The sequence below is a fragment of the Paenibacillus taichungensis genome (assembly GCF_013359905.1).
GTDB lineage: Bacteria > Bacillota > Bacilli > Paenibacillales > Paenibacillaceae > Paenibacillus > Paenibacillus taichungensis.
In genome coordinates this window covers 1-5,888 of the sequence record NZ_JABMCC010000071.1, presented here as the reverse complement: position 1 = coordinate 5,888, position 5,888 = coordinate 1, and the positions used below count along the sequence as shown (strand labels likewise).

At 45.8% G+C, this 5,888-nt stretch carries 14 protein-coding genes; all 14 read right to left on the bottom strand.

Translation table 11 applies throughout. The features are described 5' to 3' along the window. Positions 1-13: 13 nt before the first annotated feature. Positions 14-253, bottom strand: a complete 240-nt coding sequence (locus tag HP548_RS00650; protein WP_175380598.1) for a hypothetical protein — start codon at positions 251-253, stop codon at positions 14-16. Next, positions 250-504 (bottom strand): hypothetical protein, encoded by a 255-nt coding sequence (locus tag HP548_RS00645; RefSeq protein WP_175380597.1) that lies wholly within the window; start codon positions 502-504, stop codon positions 250-252. The genes HP548_RS00650 and HP548_RS00645 overlap by 4 nt, the downstream gene beginning before the upstream one ends. Then, a complete protein-coding gene (locus tag HP548_RS00640) occupies positions 501-800 on the bottom strand; it encodes a hypothetical protein (protein ID WP_175380596.1) in 300 nt (99 codons plus the stop codon). The genes HP548_RS00645 and HP548_RS00640 overlap by 4 nt, the downstream gene beginning before the upstream one ends. Further along, positions 793-1,170 (bottom strand): hypothetical protein, encoded by a 378-nt coding sequence (locus tag HP548_RS00635; protein ID WP_175380595.1) that lies wholly within the window; start codon positions 1,168-1,170, stop codon positions 793-795. The genes HP548_RS00640 and HP548_RS00635 overlap by 8 nt, the downstream gene beginning before the upstream one ends. A 65-nt stretch (positions 1,171-1,235) precedes the next feature. Continuing rightward, entirely contained in the window at positions 1,236-1,511 is a 276-nt protein-coding gene (locus HP548_RS00630) for a hypothetical protein (RefSeq protein ID WP_110000783.1), read from the bottom strand. A gap of 43 nt (positions 1,512-1,554) precedes the next feature. Beyond that, positions 1,555-1,944 carry a hypothetical protein gene (locus HP548_RS00625; protein WP_246317848.1) on the bottom strand — a complete coding sequence of 130 codons (390 nt, stop codon included), beginning with the start codon at positions 1,942-1,944 and terminating at the stop codon, positions 1,555-1,557. A gap of 43 nt (positions 1,945-1,987) precedes the next feature. Next, positions 1,988-2,233 (bottom strand): hypothetical protein, encoded by a 246-nt coding sequence (locus HP548_RS00620; RefSeq protein ID WP_175380588.1) that lies wholly within the window; start codon positions 2,231-2,233, stop codon positions 1,988-1,990. Then, positions 2,226-2,792 (bottom strand): hypothetical protein, encoded by a 567-nt coding sequence (locus HP548_RS00615; RefSeq protein ID WP_175380594.1) that lies wholly within the window; start codon positions 2,790-2,792, stop codon positions 2,226-2,228. The genes HP548_RS00620 and HP548_RS00615 overlap by 8 nt, the downstream gene beginning before the upstream one ends. A 226-nt stretch (positions 2,793-3,018) precedes the next feature. After that, positions 3,019-3,186 carry a hypothetical protein gene (locus HP548_RS00610; RefSeq protein ID WP_175380593.1) on the bottom strand — a complete coding sequence of 56 codons (168 nt, stop codon included), beginning with the start codon at positions 3,184-3,186 and terminating at the stop codon, positions 3,019-3,021. A gap of 44 nt (positions 3,187-3,230) precedes the next feature. Then, positions 3,231-4,229 carry a DNA cytosine methyltransferase gene (locus HP548_RS00605; protein ID WP_175380592.1) on the bottom strand — a complete coding sequence of 333 codons (999 nt, stop codon included), beginning with the start codon at positions 4,227-4,229 and terminating at the stop codon, positions 3,231-3,233. Positions 4,230-4,253: 24 nt separating this feature from the next. Next, positions 4,254-4,727, bottom strand: coding sequence for a hypothetical protein (locus HP548_RS00600; protein WP_175380591.1), 474 nt, complete (start codon positions 4,725-4,727; stop codon positions 4,254-4,256). Next, complete coding sequence (locus HP548_RS00595; RefSeq protein ID WP_175380590.1) at positions 4,724-5,140, bottom strand: zinc-finger domain-containing protein; 417 nt, start codon at positions 5,138-5,140, stop codon at positions 4,724-4,726. The genes HP548_RS00600 and HP548_RS00595 overlap by 4 nt, the downstream gene beginning before the upstream one ends. Beyond that, positions 5,137-5,493 (bottom strand): hypothetical protein, encoded by a 357-nt coding sequence (locus HP548_RS00590; protein ID WP_246317847.1) that lies wholly within the window; start codon positions 5,491-5,493, stop codon positions 5,137-5,139. The genes HP548_RS00595 and HP548_RS00590 overlap by 4 nt, the downstream gene beginning before the upstream one ends. Positions 5,494-5,525: 32 nt before the next feature. After that, positions 5,526-5,888: Holliday junction resolvase RecU (locus tag HP548_RS00585; RefSeq protein ID WP_175380589.1), on the bottom strand; the 363-nt coding region annotated here is incomplete at its 5' end.

Below are 5,888 nucleotides of genomic sequence, written 5' to 3'. Positions count from 1 at the left end.
GCTACACGGTTGTTCATTCCACCACCAACTTCCCTAATTCCCGAATCTCTGATTTGCTTCTAGCCTTTGTAAAGTTGTTCAGATATGCGATTTTCTTCATTGTTCGTTTGGATTCAATCTTTACAGTGATCTTTTCCATGGCAGACATATGGTTGCTGTTAGCATCATAGTATTTTCGTTGTAATTTAAGTCCTGTCGTCATGATTTTTTGGATATCTACCGCATCGTCATAAGTTAATCCGAATTGTCTCATGCTTCTTCCTCCCCAAGCCCTAATGCGCTATATGCTTCATGTAAAGAACCGCCAATATCTTCTCCGGCTTTTCCGTCTTCGTCTACTGGTCTGACTTCATAAGGCGGCATGCCACCGCTGTATCCGTCTAAGAGGTTCAGTATGCTGAATGCAACACCATCACACTTTTCATAATCCGTCTGCCCTTGCTGCTGAGTCCAATATTCCACAATACCTTTTACATGTTCCACAAATTCTGTTTGATCGCTCATTCTGTATCCGCTCCTTCCCCACCCAAATGCGGCTGTACGCGGTTTTTGGGCAAGCTGAGCATCATGAATGCCCCGAAGTCTGTTAACGCGTCCTCGCCTTTTATAGCGTCCTCAGGTATCCATATCTCACACTTGATACGATGGTATCCCTTGTGTTTTCCGCTCCTTGATGGTGCGTGTACACTGGCGTTGCCAGCTAATGGCGCAATCACTGTTAACCTGTCCTCTTTGTTCATATGTTCGGCAGTGGCACAGATTATATCTTTCGATGCATTGAAAAATACGTTTTTACTCATGCTTATCCGCTCCTTCCTTGGGAGCCAACAGAGCAGATAAAGCTACTCCGTATGCGTCGCCCAACGCCATATCACGAGGTATTTTCCATCTATACTTGATTGCAATCTCTGGAACTGTGAAAATGAGTGATCTGAAAATATCGTTTTCTCCAGTCAAATGTTTTCCTATCAATTTCGCTTTGTACTCTTCTTGGAAACTTGGATGGTTAATGCTCATTGACCAAATTTTCATGATATGCGTTCTGTGCTTGCTCGCTTCATAAGTGACGATACAGAGCATTGCCAAGGCTGCATTCGTTTGCATTGCCTCACGTAGTTCGCGGCTGAATTGATTTCTTATCTTGCGATACTTGTTTTTGAATTGGCTCATATCTTGTATATCCTCCTATTTGGGGAGACCGACCAAAACATGATACGGCCTCCACTTCGTTAAGTTTATTCAGTCGATTGGTCGCCTTCGGCCGTAAATACATCGTCCTCTTCTTTCCACTCATACACTTCGTCCTCAACTTCTACCACTTGCATAAACTTCTCAACCCTTGCCAGGATGACAGCCTCTTCTGTGCTGATAGGAAACTCGCTCAAAGGCTCTGACTGATCCACCGCTTCCTTAGCGTGTTTCTTGTACTCTGCAAGGCATTTTTCATAATCACCAGTGCAAACCAATCCCCATTCGTTGTCGTACACCATCCACAATCCTGCTTTATTCATCCGTCTATCCCTCCTATGTTATAAGTCCAGTACAGCCAATAAATTAACGTTTCAGTAGCTCCATGTCGTAGTTCGATTCGATGAACTGAATGGTTAGTTTCCTATTGACGGAATTGCCCAAAAGATCATAAATTCTGTACATGTCGTCTTTGGTAAAGTTAGTTCGCAACAATTGATTGAAGCAATCCAGCACACGTGGCGACCAATACTTATTCAGTTCTTTCGCAATCGGTCTCGACAGCCATTCGAACATTTTGCATTTAAACTCCAGTTCAGTTTTAATATTCAAGGCGAAGAATACGTTATTTCTCGGTTCCAATATAATTTCATTGCTATTATTGATGAATGATTTCGGGAAGATGTGTAGCGCATAGTTTACGATGCTTTTATAAGCTATTTCTTCGTTCAATTTATCCAACGCTGTTTGTGTCATGTGTTATATCCTCCTTAGTAGGGAGAGGCCCTAGCCTCAACCCTTAAATGTCTGTGTGGCGAATCGAAAACATTCCGATCACGTCAGTAATGAAATCCGGTGTGTTCCCTTCAACCGGTAGTGTGGTTGTACAAAATAGTTCTTTTCCGTTCGGATGACTCTGAGCTGACGTCAGATAGAAGCTTGTTACCATCGGTATGCCTTCATCTTTGCAAATCTGGATTATTTCCTTCATGAGAGGCGAGATACGTTCGTCATACACCGATTCCTTGTCGTATTGTTCAAGCATCTTGGTTCCCCTCTCCTTCCTGACCCACCGACATAGCCAGATACTGCTCTAAAATGTCCTGAGCTGGTACAAGAGAGTCGCGTTGGAGATAATACAGCACATCTTGCATAGCCTTTCGAACTGCTGCTGATTGCTTACGTTCCTCTTCAAGCTTCCTAGCAAGATATATAGCTTCCGTCCGCGCCTCTTCCGATCTATTCCGTTCATTTGTCCACTTGAACCATAGGTTCTTGTGTGGTTCGCTCATGGCCTGTTGTGCCACTTCAAGCTCCTGCTGGAACCCGTGTGCCGCCTCCAGTGCCTCTCTGTACATCCGATCCAGTTCATTCCGGCTATCGTCAGTAATCCTTAGCAAATTCACTTTAGACACGTATTTAGAGCGCCATTCTTCTGATTCGCGTTCTTTCTCTTCAAGCTCCTTGCGGAGCCGCTCGTTCTCTTGATGCTCAGCTACCATCCTGATTGCTACATCCTCATCGCAGACCATTGCAATAAGCACTCCACGTTCATTATTGATAATGTGCTTCCCGTCATTGTTCGTATATTTCCATTTACTCATGACTGTTCTTCCTCCCCAAAGCCCAATTTATATAAATCCGTTGTGCGTAAACTGCTCCGATCATAAAAACGCCACTAAACGGTACTAGGATTGCAGCTATTAAATACTTCCCTTCAACTGCCATAGCGATAGAGGCCGTATAAAACATAGTGCTGATTACTGTGAGCCCTCTGTGATACTTTCGCATCTGTATATCCCTCCTTGGTTAGAGGCCGGAGCCTCACAACTATTCGACTACGTTCTTGAACACTAGTGTTACAACTGCATCATTGCTTTTTCTGTCTGTCTCAATATCCTTCCAGTCCACTTCTATCCCACGCGCCGCTAGTATCATTCGAATCTCTTCCAGAAAGTCTTCTTTTTGTTCCTCGTCATCACGATCAAATGTTGCCATGTGTGTTATCTCTCCTTTGGTGGGCCTAAACCCAGATAGTGGTGCTATATGATCAACTGAAGCTGTCCCTCAGTTGTTGAGTTGAATTCGTTCTGTTGCTCTTCTGGCATCAACACTGCCTCGAATATTGCTTCAAGCACCTGAACTACAATAGAGTTGCCAGCAAGCTTGTATAGTGTGGCATTCCGTTTTCCTGGAATCGTGGGAAATTCAGCCGCAGCTTGGTCAAAGTCTTCATCAGAGAATCCCATGAGCCTCCAGCACTCTCGCTCAGTCAAATACCGATACGTTCCAGTATCCTGCCTTATAATGCCTGCATTCGGGCACCTATCCTGCCTGGTGGAGATGGTCCAGCATCTATCCTCAATGACATCCAAGGGACGATACTTTCCGCGAACACCTGGGTTGAATTCTTCGATCCGGTTTAGCATAGAAGGGATATTGATCTGGTACTGTTCTCCGGTCACGTTAGGTTCTAAAAATTCGCTGATATGCTTCGTTGGTCTTTTCTTGAGCTGCCCGAAATCAAAAGGTGTTCCGTCTAACATGCTGATAGTGATAACTCTTTCCCGGCCCTGCGGCACCCCGAAATCCATCGCGTTAAGCACTTCGAAACTGTTGGTGTAGCCCAGCTCAATCATTCGGTTCAGGTACTTGTTAAAGCTGTGGATCATGTCTTTGTCCAGCACGCCTTTTACGTTTTCCCAGACAACCACCTTTGGTTTCCAGCTACCCATGTTTTCAATGATCCTGAGCGTCTCCCACATCAGGGATGATCGCGTCTTATCCTCGTCGTTTCCACCCAGGCGCTTGCCTGAACGGGAGAAGTCTTGACAAGGGCTACCGTGTACCAGAATGTCGGGACAGAGGTTCCAACCCACTACAGACTGCGGCTTGTGCAATCGATCATACATAGCGTTATAGCTGCGTACGGCCTTTTCATCGATTTCCACATAATCAATCGCCTTGTGCTCAATACCGAGATTGATGAGGGCTTTACGAGGAGCCCCGATGCCGCCGAACAGTTCCAGGATCTTGATCATGTGTGTCTTGTCTCCCTTCCTCTGTTATCCCTTAATTGAATATTTGATATTTCCTGAATCCAACTGACGTTTCATGTTTTCCCGGCGACTCAGCGGCGGGCGAGAGACGGCCTGTTTCGGACTCTCTCCTTCTGACAATCTCCGCATAAATGTGGCGTATGACACGTTGTTAGCCGCAGCAACTTCTTTTAAATCCACCCATTTCAGTTCTGCTCGCATGAGATTTGCCTTGTTCCGCATCGGCTCAGTAGCTGCTTTCTCCATATCCCAACCTAATGTCGCTACCCTGCGGTAGTAATCCGCCTTACTGATCCCGTTTGGCTCTGCTATTTCCGGCCATTCGCCGTGCTTTTGACGTTCCTTAATCGGCTTACTGACAGCATCTTTCATGGACCATCCAAGTTTTCTGACTCTATCCTCTAAAACTCGGTTTCGGATTCCATTCGCCGCTGCCACTTCATACTGCCTTGGAGTTATAACGCGGTGTTCGTAATTCATGCCCATCCCTCCTTGACCGATTTTCTAGGAGCCACTTGGAGATATTTACTCAGCTCCTGAATCTGATTTCCTACCGGACATTGAACGTTACAAACCTTCTCCAGCCGCGATGAGTTTTGACCGTTACGAAGATTCATTGCGATTCTGATTTCACACGGATCACATTCGGTTCGTATGATATTGTCTATTTGCTGTAATGCTTCTTTCCTGGTTTTAGGAACCGGGACATTATATTCGTATTCCTCCCGTACCGGAGGGATTGATATTGGCTTCTTCGTTAATTCCTTGGTCTGGATTGAAGCAGCTTCTTCAGGTGATTGACCGCTATAAATGCGATACACATAAGTGCTGTAAGATATCCCGTTGATTTTCGCCGTTTCCTTTACTCTCAACCAGCCCGATTCTTTTCTCATGTAGCAACACTCCTCTTGCTATAAGGCGTTTTCTTTTTATCGACTTTTTCCGTTGCAGCTCGTTCATGATCCCAGCCGTTCTTATATCTGGCGTAGTAGGTTGCCTTTGGTATGCCATTCGCCTCGGCTATCTCAGGCCATTTCCCATGCTTTTCATGTTTCCGTACCGGATCCGTCACCGCTTCTTCAATCGCCCAGTTATACCGTTTCACCCGCTCAATCAGTTGCCACTTGCTTATATCGTTAGCCGCTGCCGTTTCAATATCAGCTTGCGTGATCTCTTGAGACATCGATAACTGCCGAGCCTCGAACCCACAAAACGGGCACCGGAACAAGTCCGTCCGTATCTCCATCATGTCGGCTGTGCATTTAAAACAGGTGATAATCATGATCCTGATGCCTTCCAAAGCTTGTCCACGACTCCGAGATAATCCACCGGAACACGTTTAGACGGCACCAGATAGGCGTGTATCTCGAAATCTGAGACATGGATACTTGAACCCTTCTTTTGCTTGTAAGCCGTCCAGTAGTGCCTTAGGGCCGTGTACGGGAGTAAGAATGTCTCGCCTTGCTTGCGGAACTCGACCAGCAGGAAGGCAATGCCGCCCATCTTATGACATTTCAGCAAGTATTCGAACTGGTGGTCCTTGAGATTGCTTAGCGGGAACAAGTCGCCCGATATGGATTTTGCTTCAAAAACAATCCCTCTGCCGCCAGGAATGATTCCGTCATAGTCCACCGTTGAAGG